Annotated in this window: 22 protein-coding genes; 6 read left to right on the top strand and 16 right to left on the bottom strand. The window is 64.3% G+C overall.

The window, feature by feature from the left end:
- Window positions 1-3 precede the first annotated feature (3 nt).
- The 4 genes from L867_RS0102585 to L867_RS0102570 form a co-directional block, all read right to left on the bottom strand.
- Window positions 4-696 (bottom strand): DNA alkylation repair protein, encoded by a 693-nt coding sequence (locus tag L867_RS0102585; protein ID WP_028735435.1) that lies wholly within the window; start codon window positions 694-696, stop codon window positions 4-6.
- Window positions 693-1,565, bottom strand: coding sequence for an NAD(P)-dependent oxidoreductase (locus L867_RS0102580; RefSeq protein WP_028735434.1), 873 nt, complete (start codon window positions 1,563-1,565; stop codon window positions 693-695). The genes L867_RS0102585 and L867_RS0102580 overlap by 4 nt, the downstream gene beginning before the upstream one ends.
- Before the next feature lie 89 nt (window positions 1,566-1,654).
- Window positions 1,655-1,921, bottom strand: a complete 267-nt coding sequence (locus tag L867_RS27790) for a hypothetical protein (RefSeq protein WP_181141527.1) — start codon at window positions 1,919-1,921, stop codon at window positions 1,655-1,657.
- A gap of 82 nt (window positions 1,922-2,003) precedes the next feature.
- Entirely contained in the window at window positions 2,004-2,819 is an 816-nt protein-coding gene (locus L867_RS0102570; protein WP_028735432.1) for a methyltransferase domain-containing protein, read from the bottom strand.
- Window positions 2,820-2,988: 169 nt separating this feature from the next.
- Between L867_RS0102570 and L867_RS0102565 the strand changes: the two genes are divergently transcribed.
- The gene (locus L867_RS0102565) at window positions 2,989-3,711 is read left to right on the top strand and encodes a DUF2270 domain-containing protein (RefSeq protein ID WP_051438768.1); all 723 of its coding nucleotides are present in this window, start codon (window positions 2,989-2,991) and stop codon (window positions 3,709-3,711) included.
- Between the two features lie 6 nt (window positions 3,712-3,717).
- On the opposite strand, the gene L867_RS0102560 is transcribed toward L867_RS0102565, so the two are convergent.
- The 5 genes from L867_RS0102560 to L867_RS27890 all read right to left on the bottom strand — a co-directional run bounded on the left by L867_RS0102560 (window position 3,718) and on the right by L867_RS27890 (window position 7,945).
- Window positions 3,718-3,984 carry an usg protein gene (locus tag L867_RS0102560; RefSeq protein ID WP_028735430.1) on the bottom strand — a complete coding sequence of 89 codons (267 nt, stop codon included), beginning with the start codon at window positions 3,982-3,984 and terminating at the stop codon, window positions 3,718-3,720.
- Window positions 3,985-4,207: 223 nt separating this feature from the next.
- A complete protein-coding gene (locus tag L867_RS0102555) occupies window positions 4,208-5,038 on the bottom strand; it encodes an ABC transporter permease (protein WP_028735429.1) in 831 nt (276 codons plus the stop codon).
- Window positions 5,035-5,838: an ABC transporter permease gene (locus L867_RS0102550; RefSeq protein WP_028735428.1), complete on the bottom strand. Its 804-nt coding sequence runs from the start codon at window positions 5,836-5,838 to the stop codon at window positions 5,035-5,037. Before L867_RS0102550 ends, L867_RS0102555 begins: the two co-directional genes overlap by 4 nt.
- 109 nt (window positions 5,839-5,947) lie before the next feature.
- The gene (locus L867_RS0102545; protein WP_028735427.1) at window positions 5,948-6,724 is read right to left on the bottom strand and encodes a transporter substrate-binding domain-containing protein; all 777 of its coding nucleotides are present in this window, start codon (window positions 6,722-6,724) and stop codon (window positions 5,948-5,950) included.
- Window positions 6,725-7,015: 291 nt separating this feature from the next.
- Window positions 7,016-7,945: a hypothetical protein gene (locus tag L867_RS27890; RefSeq protein WP_232363862.1), complete on the bottom strand. Its 930-nt coding sequence runs from the start codon at window positions 7,943-7,945 to the stop codon at window positions 7,016-7,018.
- 27 nt (window positions 7,946-7,972) lie between these two features.
- Between L867_RS27890 and L867_RS27885 the strand changes: the two genes are divergently transcribed.
- On the top strand, window positions 7,973-9,610 hold the full coding sequence (locus L867_RS27885) for an OmpA family protein (protein ID WP_232363861.1): 1,638 nt from the start codon (window positions 7,973-7,975) through the stop codon (window positions 9,608-9,610).
- An 83-nt stretch (window positions 9,611-9,693) separates the two neighbouring features.
- Here L867_RS27885 and mobB read toward each other — a convergent pair whose 3' ends face one another.
- From mobB to moaA, 5 genes are all read right to left on the bottom strand, one after another.
- Window positions 9,694-10,218 carry a molybdopterin-guanine dinucleotide biosynthesis protein B gene (gene mobB / locus L867_RS0102535; RefSeq protein ID WP_028735426.1) on the bottom strand — a complete coding sequence of 175 codons (525 nt, stop codon included), beginning with the start codon at window positions 10,216-10,218 and terminating at the stop codon, window positions 9,694-9,696.
- A complete protein-coding gene (gene mobA, locus L867_RS0102530) occupies window positions 10,215-10,841 on the bottom strand; it encodes a molybdenum cofactor guanylyltransferase MobA (RefSeq protein WP_028735425.1) in 627 nt (208 codons plus the stop codon). The genes mobB and mobA overlap by 4 nt, the downstream gene beginning before the upstream one ends.
- Complete coding sequence (locus L867_RS24380) at window positions 10,841-12,061, bottom strand: multidrug effflux MFS transporter (protein ID WP_037172344.1); 1,221 nt, start codon at window positions 12,059-12,061, stop codon at window positions 10,841-10,843. The genes mobA and L867_RS24380 overlap by 1 nt, the downstream gene beginning before the upstream one ends.
- Before the next feature lie 43 nt (window positions 12,062-12,104).
- Complete coding sequence (locus L867_RS0102520) at window positions 12,105-13,016, bottom strand: DMT family transporter (protein ID WP_028735424.1); 912 nt, start codon at window positions 13,014-13,016, stop codon at window positions 12,105-12,107.
- Between the two features lie 149 nt (window positions 13,017-13,165).
- On the bottom strand, window positions 13,166-14,155 hold the full coding sequence (gene moaA / locus L867_RS0102515; protein ID WP_232363882.1) for a GTP 3',8-cyclase MoaA: 990 nt from the start codon (window positions 14,153-14,155) through the stop codon (window positions 13,166-13,168).
- 206 nt (window positions 14,156-14,361) lie between these two features.
- Here moaA and L867_RS0102510 point away from each other — a divergent pair, with 206 nt between their 5' ends.
- Window positions 14,362-14,724 (top strand): gamma-butyrobetaine hydroxylase-like domain-containing protein, encoded by a 363-nt coding sequence (locus L867_RS0102510; RefSeq protein WP_028735422.1) that lies wholly within the window; start codon window positions 14,362-14,364, stop codon window positions 14,722-14,724.
- A 35-nt stretch (window positions 14,725-14,759) separates the two neighbouring features.
- Here L867_RS0102510 and L867_RS0102505 read toward each other — a convergent pair whose 3' ends face one another.
- Window positions 14,760-15,227 carry a MarR family winged helix-turn-helix transcriptional regulator gene (locus L867_RS0102505; RefSeq protein WP_028735421.1) on the bottom strand — a complete coding sequence of 156 codons (468 nt, stop codon included), beginning with the start codon at window positions 15,225-15,227 and terminating at the stop codon, window positions 14,760-14,762.
- Window positions 15,228-15,274: 47 nt separating this feature from the next.
- Between L867_RS0102505 and L867_RS0102500 the strand changes: the two genes are divergently transcribed.
- The 3 genes from L867_RS0102500 (at window position 15,275) to L867_RS0102490 (ending at window position 17,806) form a co-directional block, all read left to right on the top strand.
- Entirely contained in the window at window positions 15,275-16,213 is a 939-nt protein-coding gene (locus L867_RS0102500) for an alpha/beta fold hydrolase (RefSeq protein WP_028735420.1), read from the top strand.
- A 72-nt stretch (window positions 16,214-16,285) separates the two neighbouring features.
- Window positions 16,286-16,894, top strand: coding sequence for a pyridoxamine 5'-phosphate oxidase family protein (locus L867_RS0102495; RefSeq protein WP_028735419.1), 609 nt, complete (start codon window positions 16,286-16,288; stop codon window positions 16,892-16,894).
- 141 nt (window positions 16,895-17,035) lie between these two features.
- Window positions 17,036-17,806: a M15 family metallopeptidase gene (locus L867_RS0102490; protein ID WP_232363860.1), complete on the top strand. Its 771-nt coding sequence runs from the start codon at window positions 17,036-17,038 to the stop codon at window positions 17,804-17,806.
- Window positions 17,807-17,821: 15 nt separating this feature from the next.
- Here L867_RS0102490 and L867_RS0102485 read toward each other — a convergent pair whose 3' ends face one another.
- Entirely contained in the window at window positions 17,822-18,889 is a 1,068-nt protein-coding gene (locus tag L867_RS0102485) for a GGDEF domain-containing protein (protein WP_028735417.1), read from the bottom strand.
- Window positions 18,890-18,911: the final 22 nt, after the last annotated feature.

The following is an 18,911-nucleotide window of genomic DNA, read 5'->3' as shown; positions in this document are numbered from 1 at the left end:
ACCTCAGGGCTTCAGGCGCTTGAGGATCTTTTCGCTCGTCAGTTCGCGCACGGCATCCTTGCCGATCCAGCGTGCCGTCTTATCGCCGCTCGCCGCCAGCTTTTCGGCAAGATCCAGGGCCGGAGCGTGGCAAGTGCGGTTACGCTTGCCGATATTGCGCAGCGCCCAGTTCACCGCCTTGCGGACGAAGTTGCGCGGGTCGGTCGCGTGTTTCTCGATCAGCGGCAGATAGCCGAGCAGGGCCTGATCCGGCTCGTCCTTGTTATGCACCGTGGCCCCGGCGATCATGGCGAAGGCGGTGCGCCGGACATATTCGCGCTCGTCGGCGGCGAATTCCTCGACGAGGTCACGCCAGTAGGGCGCGTCGGTGAAGATATCCGCCGCCGTGTCGACAATCTCCCAGGAGTTGAAGTCGCCGGCCCAGGCGCGAACCTCGTCCGCGGCCAGCGCCTTGGGATCGGCGGTCAGGATCGCCAGCATGCGCGCGTCGCGAAGGCCCGTGCCCCACAGCGCGAGCGCCCGGCGGTGATTGCGCTTCACCTGCCGGGCGAGGGCCTGCATCTGCGGCGTCGTGATGCCGAGCGCCGTGGTCGTGTCGATGCCGAACCGTGCCATGCCGGCAATATTGGCCTCGTTCCGCAACGACTGGAGATAGGCAACGATCTCGTCGACCGAAGATGCAGGCGTTAGCGTCATTTCTTTTCGAGCCGGGCGAGCAGCGAGGACGTGTCCCAGCGATTGCCGCCGAGCTTCTGCACTTCGCCGTAGAACTGGTCGACCAGGGCGGTGACGGGCAGGGCCGCGCCGTTGCGGCGGGCCTCGGACAGCACGATGTCGAGATCCTTGCGCATCCAGTCGACGGCGAAGCCGAACTCGTACCTGCTTTCGTTCATCGTCTTGTGGCGGTTTTCCATCTGCCAGGATCCGGCCGCCCCCTTGGAGATGACTTCGATGACCTTTTCAATGTCCAGGCCGGCCTTCTTGCCGAAGTGAATCCCCTCGGCAAGGCCCTGCACGAGGCCGGCGATGCAGATCTGGTTGATCATCTTGGTAAGCTGGCCGGATCCTGCCGGACCCATCAGGCCGACCATGCGGGCGAAGGCGTCGATCACCGGCTTTGCCTTGTCGAAGGTTTCCGGATCGCCGCCGCACATGACGGTCAGCACGCCGTTCTCGGCACCGGCCTGGCCGCCGGAGACGGGGGCATCGACGAAGCCGCAGCCCTTTGCAGCGGCTGCCTCGGCCAACTCGCGGGCGACCTCGGCCGATGCGGTGGTGTTGTCGACCAGGATGGCGCGGGACTTCATGCCGGACAGCGCGCCGTCCTTGCCGATGGTCACCGAGCGCAGGTCGTCGTCATTGCCAACGCAGGTGAAGACGAAATCGGCATCCTTTGCGGCTTCGGCCGGGGTCGCCGCCGCCTTGCCGCCGAACTGGGCGACCCACTTCTCGGCCTTGGCGGCGGTGCGGTTATAGACGGTGACGTCGTGACCGCCCTTGGTCTTCAGGTGCCCCGCCATCGGGTAACCCATGACGCCCAAACCGATGAATGCGACCTTGGCCATGCTCAGAATTCTCCTGCCTCGTGTTTCGTGTGGGCAGGATTAAAGCATTGCGCGGCGAAGGAAAAGCGCGGCAGGCCGGGCAGCGGTTCTCACTTGCCGGAAAGTTTGAGCAGATAGGCGATCAGATCGGCGCGCATGGCCGGATCGGGTGCCTTATGGTCGGCGAGGAAGCCGTCGAGATAGGCGGTCCTGGTCGCCGCGTCATCCCCGCCGATCATCGGGATGAGGCGGTCGATGCTGCGGTGGCAGCGCGCGCAGGCCTTCGCATAGGCGGCGTCGCCGGCGACCGGATCGCCCGCGGCCTGGGCCATCCCGGCCAGACAAAGAAGAACGGCAAGAAGCATGGCGCGAATCATGGACGACCTCTGACGAGAAGAGACGGCGCCGGCTCCGGCGGACCCGTCAGCTTCTCACCAAATCACCGGCGCGGCAATCGGTTCAGCCCTTGAGGCGTGCGATCACCAGGTGGCCCGGCGAGGGGTTGCCGTCCTGCATGCGCACGTTGATCTCGGAAATTTCGACGATCTCGAAGCCGGTCGAGGCCAGCCGCTCGCGGATATAGGCTTCCGAATGAGCGAAGCGCTGGTGCGGACCGACCATATAGGTGCGTCCGGCCAGCACGTCCTCGGGCAGGGTCTCGGACGAGAAGATGAAAAGGCCGCCGGCGACCATGTTTTCCGCTGCGCCGAAGAACAGCGGCTCGAGCGCGCCGAGATAGGGCAGAACGTCGGTCGCGGTGATCAGGTCGAAGGCCTCGTCGTCATTGTCCTCGAGGAAATCCTCGACCTCGGCGACGTAGAGGGTCTCGTAGAGATCCTTCTCATGGGCGATCTCGACCATGTTTTCGGAAATGTCGATGCCGGTGATGTCGTCCACCATGTCGCGCAGGGTGCCGCCGGTGAGGCCGGTGCCGCAGCCGAGGTCGAGCATGCGCTTGAACGGTCCGAGCTCCAGCGCCTGCAGCCGCTGGCGCACCATGGCCGGCACGGCATAGCCGAGCTGCTCGACGAGAATGTCTTCGAAGGCCTCGGCGTGCTGGTCGAACAGGGTTTCGACATAGGCGTCGGGTGCCTTCGGCGGAGCTTCGCCGCGGCCGAGCGAGGCGATCCGGACGGAAGCGCCGCCATGGTCCTCGGGGTCGATCGCCAGCACTTCCTCGTAGGCCTTGACGGCGGCGTCGATGTCGCCGGCCTTTTCCAGCGCGAGCGCCCGGTTGTAGGCTTCCGCCAATGCGTCTTCGTCGATCTTGGCCATGGGGAAACTCCAATCGTTGCGCGCCGACCGCCGGCGCCCGTTTGGCCAGCCTCTAAAGGGTCGGCCGGGCTTTGGCAATGCGTGAAGCCCGCGTGTGGCCGGAACACGGCCTTGCCGTGCCTCGTTAGGCACGGTAACCACGAAGGCAATACGGGAGGTGGGCCGCGGCATGGCGGAACAAGGCGACATCATACAGGCTGCAGACACAGCGCATGGCAAGGCGCCGGCCCTGCCGGCGACATCGGCCGAAAAGGCCAATATGATCATCCACTACTACCGCGGCGAGATCGGTCGTATGACCAGCTGGCGCGACCGGATCGACCGTACCTCGAACTGGGCGATGACCGTGGTCGCCGGCCTGCTCTCGGTGTCGCTGTCGACGCCGACCTCGCATCATGGCGTGGTGCTGTTCGCCATGCTGCTGATCTCGCTGTTCGTGATGATCGAGGCGCGGCGCTACCGTTTCTTCGATGTCTATCGGGCGCGGGTGCGCCAGCTCGAGCGGCACTATTTCGCCCAGGTGCTGAGCCCGCAAGCCGAACTCAATCCGGACTGGGCGGCGGCGATCGCGGCAAGCCTGCGCAGCCCCGCCTTCCTGATGAGCTACCGCGAGGCGCTGTTCCGCCGCATCCGCCGCAACTATGTCTGGATGTATCTCATCCTGCTGCTGGCCTGGGGGCTCAAGATTTCCAGCCCCAAGCTGCTGCCGGACGAGCCCTCGGTCGAGTTCATCCATTCCTTCGGCGACCTGGTGGCCAATGCGACGCTCGGCCCCTTGCCGGGCTGGCTGGTTCTGGCCGCCGTCGGTCTGTTGCACTGTGCAGTGGTCTACTCAGCGCTTCACCGCGAACCGTACGACGGCGAGTTCGCCCATGGCGAGGTGCATGTCTGACCGGCGTCAGTGCAGGATGAATTCGCCCTTCAGCGCTCGCCATTCGTTGGCAGCGATCAGGCGCTTGTGCACATAGCGCACGGAATGCAGCGGCCCATCGAGCTTTTCCTGCCAGAACTTGAGAAAGCCCTTCATCTCGGGGAAGTCCGGCGCCAGATCATAGTGCTGCCAGACATAGGTTTGCAGCAGGGTGGGATGGTCGGGCAGCCGGTAAAGGATTTGCGCCGTCGTCAGGCCGTAGCCCTTCAGCATCAGTTCCATTTCGTTGTTCATGACAACCTCGTCTTCGTTCCCTTATCCAGAGGACCGGAGCCGGCGGTGTTCCGCTTCGGCGGACCGATCGGCCGCCCGAGAGAGCGGCCTGTCTCCCATGGAAGCACCGCAGGGTTAACTGAAGCTTAACGAGGATGGATCGGTTCCGAATTTCTGTTCGGAACCAATGACTTGGCAGCCGCGGTCGTCGAGTGCTGCCAGCGCGGCGCAGGACATGGCGGGTTCAGCGCTTGAGATGGCGCGTCAGCCGCGCTTCCATCGCCGCCCAGACATGGCGCATGGCCTCGACGATCGAGAGATAGAAGATCGCCGCCCACAGATAGGCCTGGTAGTCGAAGGTGCGCGAGAAGGTGTAGCGGGTCTGGCCCATCAGATCGAGGACGGTGACGACCGCGACGACGGCCGAGCCCTTGATCATCAGGATGATCTCGTTGCCGTAGGGGCGAAGCGCCACGATCAGGGCCTGCGGCAGGATGATCTTGCGGAAGGTGACAAAGGGGCTGAGACCGAGAGAGTTGGCACCTTCGGTCTGTCCGCGGGGTACGCTGAGGATGGCCCCGCGCAGGATCTCCGCCTGATAGGCCGCGGTGTTGAGCGTCATCGACAAGAGCGCGCAATACCAGGCCTCGCGAAAGAACCACCACAGGCCGACCGCCTCGATCTGCGGGCGGAACGAGCCGAAGCCGTAGTAGATCAGGTAGATCTGGGCCAGCAGCGGCGTGCCGCGGAAGACGTAGACATAAGCGTAGGATACGACGTTCAGCACGCGGTTCTTCGACATCCGGGCAAAGGCGATCGGTGCCGAGAGCAGGGCGCCAAGCGTGATCGACGTGACCACCAGCGTCAGCGTGACCCAGAGGCCGGACAGGTAGCGCGGTCCGTATTTGACGAACTTGTCGGTGTCCCAGTTGCTGATCATCATATAGGCGAGCGCGGCGCCGAGCAGGAGCCACAACGCGATGCCGACAAGACCGAGGACGCGCGAGGCGCTGAGTGCGATCACGCGCTGCGGCGGGGCCGGGCGCGGCGGAATGAGTTGGGTCGCGTAGCTCATCGGCGGACTCCGGCGCGGTTGCTCCAGCGATCGATCGCGCTGATGCCGATCGACGAGACGACGGCGAGAAAGAGGAAGAGGGCGCAGGCCAGCAGATAGAAGAAGAACGGTTCCTTGGCGACCTTCGCGGCGATGCCGGTCTGGCGCAGGATGTCGGAGAGGCCGATGACGGAGACGAGCGCCGTGTCCTTCAGCAGGTTCATCCAGAGGTTCCCGAGGCCGGGCAGGGCGATGCGGATCAATTGCGGCACGATGATCAGCCGCATGGTCCGGGCGCGATGCAGGCCGAGCGCATCGCCGGCCTCGTACTGGCCCTTGGGGATGGCGCGGAAGGCCGATAGCAGCACTTCGGAGCAATAGGAGGAGAACACCACCGACAGCGCGATCATGCCGGCCAGGAAGGCGTTGATCTCGATCCGCTGGTCGTTGCCGAACCAGGCAAGGATCGACTGGATGCCCATCTGCACGCCGTAATAGACGATGAACAGGGTGAGCAGCTCGGGCAGACCGCGGAAGATCGTCGTATAGACGCCGCCGGCGAGCCTGAGCAATTTTTCCTCCGACTGCATGGCAAGTGCCACGAAGAAGCCGATGAGCAGCCCGATGGGCAGCGTCGCGAGGGAAAGGGAGACGGTGACTTTCACGCCGAAGGCAATCTCGTCACCCCAGCCGGTCGCGCCACAGGCGACGAGCGAGGAACTGCCGAATATGGTGAAGACGCCGGCCGGTCCGCACAGCGGATCGAAGGCATACTGGAACCAGGCCCAGAACGACCCGAGCGCGGAAAACAATCCGCTCATGCTGAATTTCCCCTCTGCGGTTCGAGCCGCAAATTTTTTGTCATTCTTTTTCAAGCAGAAATGGCGGAAGTGCAAGCCTTCCGCCATTCCGGGTTCAGATTTTCAACGCTTACTCGCCGTAGACGTCGAAATCGAAGAACTTGTCGTTGATTTCCTTGTACTTGCCGTTGGCGCGGATCGCCTTGATCGCAGCGCTGAACTTGTCGGCAAGCGCGGTTTCGCCCTTGCGGACGGCAATGCCGGCGCCCGGGCCGTTGATTTCGATGTCGGGGGTCAGCGCGGTCAGGATCTTGCAGCAGGCGCCGGCTTCCGACTTGACCCATTCCGACAGGACGACGACGTCGTCGATGACGGCGTCAACGCGGCCGCCTTCGAGGTCGAGCTTGTACTCGTCCGTGGTCGGGTAGAGCTTGAGTTCGGAATCGGTCATGTGCTTTTCAGCATAGTTGGCATGGGTGGTGGACGACTGGGCGCCGAGCACCTTGCCCTTCAGGCCGGCCACGTCGGTGATCGCCGAATCCTTCGGCACGGCAATTGCCGGTCCGGTGTTGTAGTACTTGTCGCTGAAGTCGACCTTTTCCTTGCGTTCCGGAGTGATCGACATCGAAGCGATGATGGCGTCGAACTTCTTCGCCTGCAGCGCCGGAATGATGCCATCCCAATCCTGGGTGACGAATTCACAGGTAACCTTCATTTCATCGCAAAGAGCCTTGGCGATGTCGATGTCGAAACCGACGAGCGTGCCGTCCGATTCGAGGTTGTTGAAGGGCGGGTAGGCACCCTCCGTGCCGATGATCAGCTTTTCGCCTTCGGCCATTGCGCTGCCGGCAAAAAGCGACAAGGCGGCAATAGAAGCGGCGGCGAAGAAACGTGTCGAAATACGCATGAGATCCTCTCTGTTGGTCGTTCGCGCGGTTGTTATGGTTCCTGCGCTGAACAGGGCGAGCGCGACACCGGCGTGTCGTACCTGTCGAGATATTCCTACTCTTTTTCAGGGAAAATCAACTCCAAAGACGTGTCTCCGACAAAAATTGTACAGTTGAGCAATAGCGGCGTGGCGCGGCTGGCTGTGGGGAGATCGCCAAAAACGTCGATGGCAGGAAACTTTTTCGTTCAGCCGGGGTTAATTCACGGACAGCTAGGTTCTGCCGCATTGGAGCGGGAGAATCGCGTGGCCTTAAAAAAGCCGCCTCACCATTGACTCCTCCAACACTCTCCGCGTGGTGACACGCTTGGCAAGGAAACGAATATGAATTTGAGATCGAAACTGTTCGCCACCGTTGCGGTGCCTGTTCTGTCGGCTGCCGCGATGGTCGAGCCGGTAGCGGCTGCGGCCGTTTTGCGGGCGCACGATGCCACCAGCCAGTCCCGTCCCGGTACGGTTGAAGGCATGATGCTGCTCGCCCAGGCTGCTGTCACCTGCAGCGACGGAAGCGAGGCGGCGGACCAGGCGAGTTGTGATGCGATCGACGCCCAGCGCGCGGCCGAGCAACAGCAGGCTCAGGAAGCGCAGCAGGCCGCCGAGCAGCAAGCAGCCGAGGAGGCTCAGCGCGCCGCAGAACAGCAGCAGGCCGAAGAGGCTCAGAGGGCCGCCGAACAGCAGGCCGCCGAAGAGGCGCAGCGCGCCGCAGAGCAGCAGCAGGCCGAGGAGGCCCAGAGGGCCGCCGAGCAGCAGGCTGCCGAAGAGGCGCAACGCGCCGCCGAACAGCAGCAGGCCGAGGAAGCCCAGAGGGCCGCCGAGCAGCAGGCCGCCGAAGAGGCGCAGCGCGCCGCAGAGCAGCAGCAGGCCGAAGAGGCTCAGAGGGCCGCCGAGCAGCAGGCCGCCGAGGAGGCGCAGCGCGCCGCAGAACAGCAGCAAGCAGAGGAAGCCCAGAAGGCTGCCGAACAGCAGGCCGCCGAAGAGGCGCAGCGCGCCGCAGAACAGCAGCAAGCAGAGGAAGCCCAGAAAGCTGCCGAGCAGCAGGCCGCCGAAGAGGCGCAGCGCGCTGCCGAACAGCAGGCTGCCGAGGAGGCCCAGAAGGCTGCCGAACAGCAGGCCGCCGAGGAAGCCCAGAAGGCCGCCGAACAGCAGGCCGCCGAAGACGCTCAGAAGGCTGCCGAACAGCAACAGACCGAGCAGCCGGCAGCGGAAGTCGTGACCTGTGCCGATGGCTCGCAGGCGGCGTCTTCCGATGCATGCCCGCCGGTAGAGCAGGCCCCGGCCGAACAGCCGACCCAGACTGAAGAACCGGCCCCGACCCCGGAGGCTCCGGCCAATGAAGCGGCCCCCGCCGATCAGGCGCCGGCTGAAGAGGCTCCTGCCACGGAACCGGCTCCTGCCGACCAGCCTGTCGAGAGCCCGCTGACCGATGAGCAGTTGAAGCCTGCCCAGGACGCGACACCGGACGAGACCCCGGCCGCACCACAGGACCAGTCCACGACTGAACCCGCTGCTGTGGAGCCGACCGGCGAACAGGTTGTCGTGCCGGCCGTAGAGCCGCCAAAGGATGCTCCGGTGGTCGAAGTGATCGACGAGCGGACGGAAGAAGACAAGCAACAGATCGCCGAGGATCCGTCCAGCACGGCTGAAACCGTGGTGCTCCCGGTCGACAATGGCGCGGCCGTCCTCGACAGCGACAAGGATGCCGACAACACCGGTGGCGCCAATGTCCGCGACACACGCACCGAGCTTCGTGAGGAAACTCCGGTCGTTGCCGCACCGACAAGCGATCTCGAGGCCCAGGGGGAGGCGCCGAAGTTCGAACCGCAGGTGATGGAAGCCATCACCACGGAGAAGGGCACGTCGCGGGACACTGCGCCGACCTTCGAGGTGCCGACCACTGTGATCAACAACGTGACCAATGTGACCAATGTCACGAACGTCACCAATGTCACGAACACCAACAACGAGACGAACATCGTCAATCAGGTGAACGAAGTGCGGGTGATCGAGGAAATCGACAACCGTACGATCATCAACATTGGCAACGTGGAAGTCGTTCGCGGCAACGACCGCTCGCGCCTGCGCTATGACGAGGAGCAGACCTTCTACGAGGAACTGTCTCGTGGCCGCGTCCGCGAAACCATCGAGCGCAATGACGGCTCGCGTCTGGTGACGGTCTATAACCGCTTCGGCGACATCATTCTGCGCTCGCGCTTCACGACGGACGGCGACGAATATGTCCTGTTCTACGCGCCGGAAGCCGACCGTGACGAACCGCATGTCTATGTCGACGTCGGCTACAGCCTGCCGCCGATGCGCCTGACCATTCCGGTCCAGGACTATATCGTCACCACGTCCAACGCGCCGGACCGCGACTACTACGACTTCCTCGCCCAGCCGCCGGTCGAACGCGTCGAACGCGTCTATTCGATCGAGGAGGTGAAGTCTTCGGCCCGTATTCGTGACAAGGTGCGTCGTATCGACCTCGACACGATCACCTTCCCGTCGGGTTCGGCCGAGGTTCCGCTGGCCCAGGCCAAGACGCTGCGCAAGGTTGCAGCCGCCATGGAACAGGTGCTGGCAAAGGATCCGGGCGAAACCTTCCTGATCGAAGGTCACACCGATGCCGTCGGCTCCGACCGCTCGAACCTGATCCTGTCGGACCAGCGAGCAGAAACCGTCGCCAATCTCCTGACAGAAGTCTACGGCATCCCGCCGGAGAACCTGTCCGTCCAGGGCTACGGCGAACGTTACCTGAAGATCCGCACGGCCGAAGACGAACAGCAGAACCGCCGCGTCGCCATCCGCCGCGTCACCTCGCTCGTTCGCCCGGCGACTGCCGGCAACTGACAGGTCGACTGACGATCGCAATTGAAAGGGCCGCCGGAGATGATCCGGCGGCCCTTTTCCATGGGCGGCCCGCGCCGGTCCCGTCAGGTGCGGGGTTGCGACAGTCCGGTGACGCGGGCGATGAAGTCGGCGATCGCCTGGGTATCGTCGAGATCGAAGACCGGCAGGGGTTGGTCGGCCACCGGATGGTCGGCGGCGATGGCGACGATGTGCGGATCGTTTGGCGCCAGCGGCTCGCGGTTCTTTGCGTCGAGCCTGCGGGCCTCGATCTTCGGCACGGGTTCGCGCTTGTAGCCTTCGATCAGCACCAGGTCGCAGGGGCCGAGCCGGGCGAGGATGTCTTCGAAGCTCGGTTCATCCGCCCCGCGCAGCTCATGCATGATGGCGTAACGTGTGCCCGAGACGAGGGCCACCTCATGGGCGCCGGCCTGGCGGTGGCGGTAGCTGTCGGCACCGACCTTGTCGATGTCGAAGTCGTGATGGGCGTGCTTGATGGTCGAGATGCGGTAGCCGCGCCGGGTGAATTCCTCGACCAGGCGGACGGCAAGGCCGGTCTTGCCGGAATTCTTCCAGCCGGAAATGCCGAAGATGCGCGGTTTGTCGGTCATGTGGCTAGCACCTCAAAGAAACGTTCGGCCGTTGCGAGATCGTCCGGCGTGTTGACGTTGAAGAAGGGATCGAGCTTCCCGACCGGCGTTGCGAGCAGGGGGAAGTCGACCGCGATCGAGGGGTGGCGGGCGACGAAAGCCTGCAGCCGCCGGTTTTCGGGCGCAGCCAGCCAAGCCTCCAGATCGTCGGCGAGCGACAGCGGCCACAGTGCTACGACCGGATGGACCTGACCGGCGGAGGCGGCCAGCACGATCTGGTCGGGTGCCGCGGCTGCGCTTTCGAGCCGTGTGACGAGGTCGAGCGGCAGGAAGGGTGTGTCGGCCGGGACGGTCAGCAGGTGGGTTTTCCCGGGCGTCATGGCGGCGGTGTGGCGCAATCCCGCCAGCACGCCGGCGAGCGGTCCGGGACGGCCGGCGATCGTATCGGGAACCAGCGGCAGATCGATGCCGACCGCAAAGCCCTCGGGCGCGTTGATGGCCAGCGCGCCGATCTGAGGCCTTAGTCGTTCGGCAACCCGCACGATCATCGGCTTGCCGGCAAGGTCGGCCGATGCCTTGTCGCGGCCCATGCGGCGCGACAGCCCGCCGGCGAGAATGAGGGCAGGGACGGCCCGGTCTTGCATCACTCCTCCTCGGCTCTCCAACTGTCCTGCGGATCACCATAGCGCAGGTAGAGGATCGCGGCGATCGCAAGTAGACCGCAGGCCAGCATGACCAGCAGCATCGGCATGGCGCCGGTCTCGACGGTCAGGATCGACGAGGCGAACACCGAGGTTCCCGCACCGCCCCCCATGGCAATGGCGCCGCTCAGGCCCGAGGCCGAGCCGGCGAGATGCGGCTTGACGCTGACGACGCCGGCATTGGCGCTCGGCAGGGTCAGGCCGTTGCCGAAGCCGACGATCACTTGCGGCCCGAAGAAGGCGAGGGCGGATCCCACGCCCGCCAAAAGGAAGGCGGCCGGAACCAGCGTACCGACGATCATGGCAACGGTGCCGGCGAGCATCATGTTGGAGGTGCCGTAACGCCGGGCGTAACGGCCGGAGACAAAGTTCCCGCCCATGTAACCGGCGGCGATGAAGATGAATTGCAGGCCAAGCGTGCTCGGGCTCATCTGCATCAGCGTCGCGCCGATGAAAGGGGCGCCGCCGAGAAAGGCGAAGAAGGCGCCGGAGGTGAAGGTGACCACTGCGGTGTAGCCCCAGAACTGCGGTGAGGCGAGCAGCCCCGGCCAGGCCTTGAACTGCGCGGAAAAGCTGGCGCTGCGGTTGCGGTTGGTCTCGCCGAGATCGGCCGCGACCAGCGCCAGCACGACCACGCCGAGGGCGAAGATGGCGACGAAATTGGCGCGCCAGCCGAAGGCGTCGCCCAGCACGCCGCCGAGCGTCGGTCCGATCATCGGAACGATGGTCATGCCCATGGTGACATAACCGATCATCGAGGCGGCCTCCTCCATCGGCACCATGTCGCGCACGATGGCGCGCGACAGGACGATGCCGGCGACGACGGCGGTCTGCAGCAAGCGGGCGGCGACCAGCGTGTAGATGTCGGTCGCGACCATGCAGACGAGCGTTGAGACCAGCAGGATGACGAGGCTGCCGATGACGGTCGGCCTTCGTCCGAAGCGATCGGACAGCGGCCCGATGGCGATCTGCACCAGGGCCGTCATGGCGATGTAGCCGGAGATCAGGATCTGGATCGTGCCGTAGGACACGCCGAAGTCCTTCGCCATGCTGGGCAGCGACGGCAGGAAGATGTTCATCGTCAAAGCCGACAGGCCGGCGATCGCCACCAGCGTGACGATGTGCGGGGGCGACCGGCGGTCGAGAAAGCGTGCGGTCTTCAAGCTGTCGTTCCTTGTCGCGTCCATGAGCGCATCATCGGCTGGATCACATGGTCGTTTTGGACAACGCGGCCTCGTGCCTCGCCATCTCTGCGCGGCGCTTGTTCTCGCGATAAAAGGCGTAGAGGCCGGAGCCGATGACGATCACCGTGCCGACTGCCATCCAGATGTCGGGAACCTCGCCGAAGAAGACCATGCCGAGGGTGACCGCCCAGAGCAGGCTCGTGTAGCGGAACGGGGCAATGAAGGAAATCTCGCCGGTGCGCATGGCCATGATGATCGCCAGGTAGCCGATGAAGATCAGGCAGGAGGCAATCAGCATGATCCCCCAGGTCGAACCGCTCATTGGCTGCCAACCGCCGAACGGCACGATCAGCGCTGCGCCGGCGACCGTGATGCCGGCGGCGGTGCTGAGCGTGATCGCCAGCGAGGATATGCCGGAATCGATCTTCTTGGTGACGAGGTCGCGGGCGGCGGCGAAGACCACGCTCATCAGCACGTAGAGCGAAGCGAGCGTGAAGCCTTCGGGGCCGGGCCGGATGATGATCAGCACGCCGAGGAAACCGACGCCGATCGCCGTCCAGCGGCGCCAGCCGACCGGTTCGCCGAGGAACAGGGCAGCGCCGAGCGTGACGGCGAGCGGCAGCGATTGCAGGATCGACGAGACATTGGCGAGCGGCATCTGTCCGAGGGCACTGAGGAAAGTGACGGCGGCCAGCGTCTCGAACAGCATGCGCAGCAGCACGGTCGGCTGCGTCAGCATGCGGATGTGACCGAGCGCGCCCATGTGGCGGGCCACCAGAAACACCAGAACTGTGGTGATCGCGCCACGCACGAACATCAGCTGGCCGACATTCATCAGCGGCGTGACAACCTTGCTCAATGCATCGTTGAACGTGAAGCCGGCCATCGAGAGCGCCATCAGCAAGGCGCCCTTGGTATTCTTGGACAATGCCATTCGGGGGGAATCCTGGAAAACTCTGTCGGACCTTCTAACGGATGCGACGCATGTTCGGTATCGCCTGGGGCGGTGATTGTCGGATTGCACGAAAAAAGAAGTGTACGACGCGTTGGAGTGCGGGGAGACGGCAGAGCCGCCGTCGGCATTCAGCCGCCGGTGACGCTCATGTGGCGGGCCACGGCCGGGCGGCGGTGGTCGCGGTCGATGATGAAATCGTGGCCCTTCGGCTTGCGGCCGATCGCTTCGTCGATCGCCGTCGATAGGAAGGCGTCGTCGGGCGAGGCGCGGAGTGCGGTGCGCAAGTCCGCCGCATCGTCCTGGCCGAGGCACATATAGAGCGTGCCGGTGCAGGTCAGGCGCACACGGTTGCAGCTCTCGCAGAAGTTATGCGTCATCGGCGTGATCAGGCCGAGCTTGCCGCCGGTCTCTTCGACCCTCACATAGCGTGCGGGGCCGCCGGTGGAGAGTGGCAGGTCGGTAAGGGTGAAGCTCTCCTCCAGCCGTTGCCGGATCAGGGACAGCGGCAGGTACTGGTCGGTGCGGTCCTCGCCAGTCTCGCCCATCGGCATGGTTTCAATCAGCGTCAGGTCCATGTCGTTGGCATGGGCATAGCGCATCAGCTCGGGGATTTCGTGCTCGTTGAAGTCCTTGAGGGCCACCGCATTGAGCTTGACGCGGATGCCGGCGGCCTGGGCGGCGCGCACGCCTTCCATCACCTTGTCGAACTCGCCCCAGCGGGTGATCGTTCGGAACTTCTCCGGATCGAGGGTGTCGAGCGAGACGTTGATGCGGCGCACGCCGCAATCGGCGAGTTCCGTGGCAAAGCGCGACAGCTGCGAACCGTTGGTCGTCAGCGTCAATTCCTCGAGCGCGCCGCTTTCGAGGTGGCGGGAAAGGCTGCGGACGAGGAACATGATGTTTTTGCGCACCAGCGGCTCGCCGCCGGTCAGCCGCAGCTTCTTCACGCCCTTGGCGACGAAGGCGGAACAGAGCCGGTCGAGCTCTTCGAGGGTGAGCAGGTCCTTCTTCGGCAGAAAATTCATGTTTTCCGACATGCAATAGGTGCAGCGGAAATCGCAGCGGTCGGTGACCGAGACACGCAAATAGGTCACGGCGCGGCCGAACGGATCGACCATCGGCGCTTCGGCCGACGCAAGCGCTGTCGCATCCTGCCATGGTCCGGCACTGAAATTCAAAGCACGACCTCCCGTTTCTTTGGTTAAGATGGTCAGCATGGTGCCGAAGGTCAAGCAAATGGGTGCTCGTCGGACCGGCAAAATGTCTTGCGCTGCACAAGATGCGGGCATAGTTCTCGGCGCAGGGCAATTTGACGGATGCGAAGATGAGCGATTTCTGGCCAACCGAACTCAAGGTGTCGAAGGATCGGCGGATGCTGTCGGTGAGCTTCAACGACGGCGTGACCGCGGCTCTGCCGGCGGAAATGCTCAGGGTTCTGTCGCCCTCGGCCGAGGTGCAGGGCCACGGACCGGGCCAGAAGGTGACCGTGCCCGGCAAGCGCGAGGTGGCGATCAAGGCCGTCGCGCCCACCGGCAACTACGCGGTGCGCATTGCCTTCGACGACGGCCATGACAGCGGCATCTTCACCTGGACCTATCTGCGCGAACTCGGCGAGAGCGGCGAGGCGAAGTTTGCCGAATACGAACGCGAACTGGCGGAAAAAGGGCTCAGCCGCGACCGCCGCTGAGCGAAAACCTCTGAAGCACAAGGGCCGGCGCGCGTTCAGTCTTCGGCGACGTCCTCGCTTTGCAGGCGGGCAATCAGCTTGTCCATGTGGGTTGCCATCATCATGCAATCCTCAATCGGCGTGACCGAGAGGGTGCGCTCGATCAGGTCCGTCTGGATGACCATGGCGCGGGTGGTCAGGTCGCGGCCCTGCTCGGTGAGGAACAGGCGCAGGATGCGCTTGTCGCGGCTGTCGGCGCGCCGTTCGATCAGGCCGCGCTTTTCCATCTGCGGCAGCAGCATACTCATGTTGGAGCGGCCGACCAGCAGCTTGCGGGCCAGTTCCTGCTGGGAAATGCCTTCGAAGCGGTAGAGATTGACCAGGATGTCCAGGTGGGGCGGCTTGATGTCGAGCGAGGAAAGCGCGCGCGTCAGCGCCTGCTGCATGAGCTGGCAGGCGCGGCCGACGGAGATCCAGCTCTTGAAGCGCGGGTGATCCCACGGCAGGGCTTGATTTTTGTTCATGGTTGTACTTTATTGTTCAGCGTTGAACATTTACAGGGATTCCGACTATGCCATCCTTTGCCATCAAGGTCACCCGATTCGGTTTCTCCGCGCTTGGGCGCGTCTCTCCGGAGCTCGCCAGCCGCGCCGCTCTCGCCCTTTTCTGCCGCACGCCGCCGAAGCGGCCGCGGGAGGCCAAGGCGAAGGCCGCCTTTGCAGAGGGCGCGCGCACGCTGGCGCTCGCCGAGAAGCTGCGGCTCGGACCTGCCGGTGCCAGGGTCGGCGTCCACAGGATCGGCTCGCCGAACTGCTCGGCCCCGCGGGTGCTCGTCGTGCACGGCTGGGGCTCGCGGGCGGAATATCTGGCCGATCTCGCCATGGGCCTGCGAGAAGCGGGCGCGGAAGTCTTCGTGCTCGACCTGCCGGGACATGGCCGCTCCTATGGCCGGAGCCTCGACATGCGCCTGGCGGGGGAAGCCATGGCCAGGGTGCAGGAGCGCTTCGGACCCTTCGACGCCGCCGTCGGCCACTCCTTCGGCGGGGCAGCCCTGATGGCGGCGGCCGGCGGCAGTTTTCCCGGCATTCCGGCCATCAAGGCGCAGCGTCTCGCCGTGATCGGCGCGCCGTCGCGGATCGACGATGTCTTCACCGGCTTTGCGCGGATGGTCGGCCTCACAGCTGCGACCGGACGGGCGCTCATTGCCAGAACCGAGCGGCGGGTCGGCTGTCCCGTCGAGGCGCTGGACGGCGTGCCGATCGCGCTTCGGCTCGGCAAGCCCCTGCTGGTGGTCCATGCCGAGGACGACAAGGAGGTCAGCGCCGACCAGGCCCGGCGCTATCTCGGTGTCGCCGATCACATCCGCCATCACTGGGCGAACGGGCAGGGCCATCGCCGCATCGTCAGCGCGCCGGGGGTGATTGCCGCCGTTTCCGACTTTCTTCTTGGGGACGGCGCTTTCGGTGAAACCGGTGAGACGATGAGGCTGCGCGCGGCGTCATCCTTCTGATACGGTCCGGTCGTAGACGGGGCCGGCGGCCGCGTGCCGCGCCCCATTGCGACAGACCTGGAAGGAGAGGCCATGACGATCATCCGCACCCCTGAAGCGCTCAGGGAAATCTATCACGGCGTGTCGGAAGCCTCGCTGGTCAAGGTCACGCCGGCGCTTACCGCTGACTATCGTCGGATGATCGAGGCATCGCCCTTCATGGCGCTGGCGACCGTCGGTCCGGAAGGGCTCGACTGCTCGCCGCGCGGCGATCGCGGCGCCGTTGTGCGGGTGGAAGACGAAAGGACGCTCGCCGTTCCCGACTGGCGCGGCAACAACCGGATCGATTCGCTGCTCAACATCGTGCGCGATCCGCGCGTCGCGCTGATGTTCCTCATCCCCGGCTCGAACACCGCCATGCGGGTCAACGGCCGCGCCGTCGTGTCCGTGGATGCCGACCTGCTCGACAGCTTCGAGATGGACGGAAAACACCCGCGCACAGTGGTGGTGGTGACCATCGACGAAGTGTATTTCCAGTGCGCCCGGGCGATCATGCGGGCCGATCTGTGGAATCCTCAGAGCTTTGCCGACCCGAAGAGCCTGCCGACGCCCGGAGATCTGTTGCAGGCGGCGCAGGCCGACTTCGACAAGGAGACCTATGATCGACAATGGCCGGAGCGCGCCGCCAAGACCATGTGGTAAGGCGAGCATTGGGGTTGTCCCCGTTCCACGGTGGCGGCGTGACGCATTGCCAGAACTGGCTGCCCATGCGAGGCTTCGGTGGCGGGGAAATGTATAGCTCCGCCAGGGGGGCGGATGAAGCGCGTCGGATCATTTGCACTCATGTGTCTGGGTTTTGCCCTGGCAGCCTCCACCGCACCTGCCGCCGACCTCGGGCTGGACGAAAAGCTCCGGCTGCTCGTTGCGGCCTATCCCGAAACGATCGCCGGCACCGAGGATGGTCGCCTGACCTTCCGGGACGGAGGCGAGCCCCTTCTGATCGACGACGGCAAGGCCAAGGACCATTTCACCAAGCTCGAAAAGGGCGACGTCGAGGATAGCCTCTCCCAAGACTATCCGATCGGGCCGTGCGAAGCGAAGCCGGTGGTCAATGTCGATCCCGGCCGCATTCGCAGCGATCCCTTGATGATGCGGCTCTATGGCGCATCGGCGCGCGAGGTGGAGCGCTCGCTGGTCAAGGTGACCTGGTTCGGCGAAAGCCTCCGGGTGACGAAAAGACAGGGTGCGGCGGCGGCGCTCGAAAAGGTCCGCGACGAACTCGCGTCAAAACCGGAGCTGAAGAAATACCTGTCGCCCTCGGCCGGCACGTTCAACTGGCGCAAGGTGGCGAACGCATCCAACATGTCGGTCCACAGCTTTGGCGCGGCGATCGACATCAACACCAAGTTCGCCGATTACTGGATCTGGTCGGGGGGCAAGCCCGGCCATGTGCCGAACTACGCCAACAAGTTCCCGATGGCGATCGTCGACGTGTTCGAGCGCCATGGTTTCATCTGGGGCGGGCGCTGGTATCATTACGACACGATGCACTTCGAATACCGGCCCGAATTGATCGCGATTGCCAAGGAAAGCGGCGTTTCGGCTTGTCCGTGAGCGTTCAGGCGCGGCTCATCGCTTGTAGATCAGCCAGCTCTTGGTGAAGTCCTTCTTCATGCCGTCCTCGAAGATCTTCGTGCGGTTGCGGCCAGCATTCTTGGCGCAGTAGAGGGCGATGTCCGATTTGGCGTAGAGCTCTCCCGGATCCTCGGCGTCGCCGGCCATGCAGAAGCCGAGCGAAAGCGTGATCGGGCCGTAGTTCACACCCGTCCTGGAGTTCTTGAACGGCGTCGTCTCGAGCGAGGTTCGGACCCGCTCGCACATCTGGTTGACCTCTTCGGCGGTATTGCCCTCGATGATGATGGCGAATTCCTCGCCGCCGGTGCGGGCGACAAAACAGTCCTTGCGGACATTGGTGCGGATCACCGTGGCAACCGTCGCGAGGATCTTGTCGCCGACGGGGTGGCCGTAGGTGTCGTTGATCTTCTTGAAATTGTCGATGTCCGCGAGCACCAGGGCGGTCAACGGAGCGCTCGTCGTGGCATTGTAGATCGACACCAGGCGCTCGTCGAAGGCGCGGCGGTTGGCGATGCGGGTCAGTGAGTCCGTGTTGGCAATGCGCTTGTATTCGTCCAGTTCCTTGCGGACCTGGTCCATTTCCTGGGACTTCTGGCTCACCTGCTCGACCGTGTGGGAGCCGTGGGCCATGGTGTCGCCCGTCGCTTCCGACAGGAGGGTGATGGCGCTGCGCAGGATGTCGGCGCTGGTGTTGTTCTTCGAGCTGATGCGGGTGTAGGTCTCGCCGAGCAGCTTGTTGTAGCTCTCGAGCGATGTCTGTTCCTGTTTCAGCAGGCGCAGCAGCCCGTCGAGTTCGGTGATGATCTTGGAATGGACATTCTCGATCACCCGGCTCTGGTGATTGCCGAAATATTGCTGGCCGAGTTCGTCCAGTTCCTCCTGGGTCGCCTTGCTGCCGAGCGCGGCAAGCTCCTTCGTCAGGGTCGGATTGGAGCCGATATAGGCCTCGTAGAACAGCTCATAGTTCCGCGGAATCGGAGCCACGCCCATCGTGCGCATGGCATAGGTGATCTGCGCCGATATATCGGGAATCTGCGCCTTCGGCGTCGTTGCCGTGCTCATCGCCGAACTCCATTCATCTCTC

The sequence above is a fragment of the Paenirhizobium selenitireducens ATCC BAA-1503 genome, assembly GCF_000518785.1.
Classification (GTDB): domain Bacteria; phylum Pseudomonadota; class Alphaproteobacteria; order Rhizobiales; family Rhizobiaceae; genus Allorhizobium; species Allorhizobium selenitireducens.
The sequence above is the reverse complement of the archived record's forward strand: the minus strand, read 5'-3'. Positions and strand labels throughout refer to the sequence as shown.

What these genes read in the sequence shown, in the direction of transcription:
- L867_RS0102585 (WP_028735435.1), bottom strand. Translation starts at nt 696, where the DNA reads ATGACGCTAACGCCTGCATCTTCGGTCGACGAGATCGTTGCCTATCTC.
- L867_RS0102580 (WP_028735434.1), bottom strand. Translation starts at nt 1,565, where the DNA reads ATGGCCAAGGTCGCATTCATCGGTTTGGGCGTCATGGGTTACCCGATG.
- L867_RS27790 (WP_181141527.1), bottom strand. Translation starts at nt 1,921, where the DNA reads ATGATTCGCGCCATGCTTCTTGCCGTTCTTCTTTGTCTGGCCGGGATG.
- L867_RS0102570 (WP_028735432.1), bottom strand. Translation starts at nt 2,819, where the DNA reads ATGGCCAAGATCGACGAAGACGCATTGGCGGAAGCCTACAACCGGGCG.
- L867_RS0102565 (WP_051438768.1), top strand. Translation starts at nt 2,989, where the DNA reads ATGGCGGAACAAGGCGACATCATACAGGCTGCAGACACAGCGCATGGC.
- L867_RS0102560 (WP_028735430.1), bottom strand. Translation starts at nt 3,984, where the DNA reads ATGAACAACGAAATGGAACTGATGCTGAAGGGCTACGGCCTGACGACG.
- L867_RS0102555 (WP_028735429.1), bottom strand. Translation starts at nt 5,038, where the DNA reads ATGAGCTACGCGACCCAACTCATTCCGCCGCGCCCGGCCCCGCCGCAG.
- L867_RS0102550 (WP_028735428.1), bottom strand. Translation starts at nt 5,838, where the DNA reads ATGAGCGGATTGTTTTCCGCGCTCGGGTCGTTCTGGGCCTGGTTCCAG.
- L867_RS0102545 (WP_028735427.1), bottom strand. Translation starts at nt 6,724, where the DNA reads ATGCGTATTTCGACACGTTTCTTCGCCGCCGCTTCTATTGCCGCCTTG.
- mobB (WP_028735426.1), bottom strand. Translation starts at nt 10,218, where the DNA reads ATGACCGACAAACCGCGCATCTTCGGCATTTCCGGCTGGAAGAATTCC.
- mobA (WP_028735425.1), bottom strand. Translation starts at nt 10,841, where the DNA reads ATGCAAGACCGGGCCGTCCCTGCCCTCATTCTCGCCGGCGGGCTGTCG.
- L867_RS0102520 (WP_028735424.1), bottom strand. Translation starts at nt 13,016, where the DNA reads ATGGCATTGTCCAAGAATACCAAGGGCGCCTTGCTGATGGCGCTCTCG.
- moaA (WP_232363882.1), bottom strand. Translation starts at nt 14,155, where the DNA reads ATGGTCGATCCGTTCGGCCGCGCCGTGACCTATTTGCGTGTCTCGGTC.
- L867_RS0102510 (WP_028735422.1), top strand. Translation starts at nt 14,362, where the DNA reads ATGAGCGATTTCTGGCCAACCGAACTCAAGGTGTCGAAGGATCGGCGG.
- L867_RS0102505 (WP_028735421.1), bottom strand. Translation starts at nt 15,227, where the DNA reads ATGAACAAAAATCAAGCCCTGCCGTGGGATCACCCGCGCTTCAAGAGC.
- L867_RS0102500 (WP_028735420.1), top strand. Translation starts at nt 15,275, where the DNA reads ATGCCATCCTTTGCCATCAAGGTCACCCGATTCGGTTTCTCCGCGCTT.
- L867_RS0102495 (WP_028735419.1), top strand. Translation starts at nt 16,286, where the DNA reads ATGACGATCATCCGCACCCCTGAAGCGCTCAGGGAAATCTATCACGGC.
- L867_RS0102490 (WP_232363860.1), top strand. Translation starts at nt 17,036, where the DNA reads ATGTGTCTGGGTTTTGCCCTGGCAGCCTCCACCGCACCTGCCGCCGAC.
- L867_RS0102485 (WP_028735417.1), bottom strand. Translation starts at nt 18,889, where the DNA reads ATGAGCACGGCAACGACGCCGAAGGCGCAGATTCCCGATATATCGGCG.